The organism is Micromonospora sp. CPCC 206171, assembly GCF_036906755.1.
Taxonomy (GTDB): Bacteria; Actinomycetota; Actinomycetes; order Mycobacteriales; family Micromonosporaceae; genus Micromonospora; species Micromonospora purpureochromogenes.
Window position 1 is genome coordinate 1 of the sequence record NZ_JBAKHT010000063.1, and the last position, 1,254, is coordinate 1,254.

Genomic DNA, 1,254 nt, shown 5'->3' on the forward strand with positions numbered 1-1,254 from the left:
GGGACCGCCCCGGGTTTGGTTGACTCGCGGGGTTGAGTGGTTCAGGCCGCGTGTGCGGGCCTGTTGATTGTCTCAAACTCGATTGGGGTGAGCCGTCCGAGGCGTCGTTGCCGTCGGCGGCGGTGGTAGGTGCGTTCGATCCAGGTCACGATCGCCAGGCGCAGGTCGTGGCGGGTGTGCCAGCGTTGCCGGTCCAGGACATTGCGCTGCAGCAGGGCGAAGAACGATTCCATCGCGGCGTTGTCGCCGCAGGCGCCGACACGGCCCATCGAGCCGATCAATCCGTTGCGGCGCAGCGCTTTCACGAACTTTCGTGACCGGAACTGACTGCCGCGATCGGAGTGCACAATCGTGTCCGCCGGGCTGCGCAGCCGGACAGCGTTCGACAGCGCCGCCACGGCCAGCGACGCCTTCATCCGCGAGTCGATGGAGTAGCCGACGATCCGGCCGGAGTACACGTCCTTGATCGCGCACAGGTACAGCTTGCCCTCGGCGGTCGGGTGTTCGGTGATGTCGGTCAGCCACAGCCGGTCAGGGGCGTCGGCGGTGAACCGGCGTTGCACCAGGTCGTCGTGCACCGGCGGCCCGGCCCGCCGGGTCAGGCCCTTGCGCTTGGCGAACACCGACCAAATCCGCTGCTGTGAGCAGAGCCTGGCCACCCGGTTCGCGCCGGCGGTGATCCCGTGGGCGGGTAGTTCGTCGGCGATGAACCGGTATCCGAACGCCGGATCATCGGCGTGGATGTCCAGGGCGGCGTTGATCAGGTGGGCGTCGTCGAAGTCCCGCTGGGAGACGGGGTTCTTCTTCCACGCGTAGTAGGCCTGCTTGCTGAAGCCCAGCACCCGGCAGGTCACCGCGACGGGGATTCCGTCCGCGGCCAGGTCACTGACCAGCGGGTAGGTCATTTTGGGGCGATCTCCTTGGCGAAGAACGCCGCCGCCCGGCGCAGGATCTCGTTCTCCTGCTCCAGGAGCTTGTTGCGCTTGCGCAGCTCCCTCAGCTCGGCGGACTCACTGCTGGTGGTGCCGGGGCGGACCCCGTCCTCGATGTCGGCGAGCTTGAGCCAGCGGTGCAGGCACGACTCGGAGATCCCGAAGTCCTTCGCGATCTGCGCCAGCGGCGCCTCGCCCTTGCGGGCGACCGCGACCACGTCACGACGGAACTCCGGCGGGAACGCTTTCGGCATGACAGACATCCTTCCAGCGAGGAACGCATCCTCACAGGTCAGGAGTCAACCGAACCGGGGGCAGTCCC

Annotated in this window: 1 protein-coding gene; it reads right to left on the bottom strand. The window is 67.5% G+C overall.

Features of this window, described 5'->3' with window-relative positions:
* Positions 1–41: 41 nt before the first annotated feature.
* Positions 42–1,186, bottom strand: a protein-coding gene (locus V6U89_RS30075) for an IS3 family transposase (protein ID WP_334576687.1) whose coding sequence is annotated in 2 segments (ribosomal slippage) — positions 42–916 and positions 916–1,186 — 1,146 coding nt in all. Because the reading frame shifts where the segments join, the coding sequence is not laid out codon by codon here.
* Positions 1,187–1,254 lie beyond the last annotated feature (68 nt).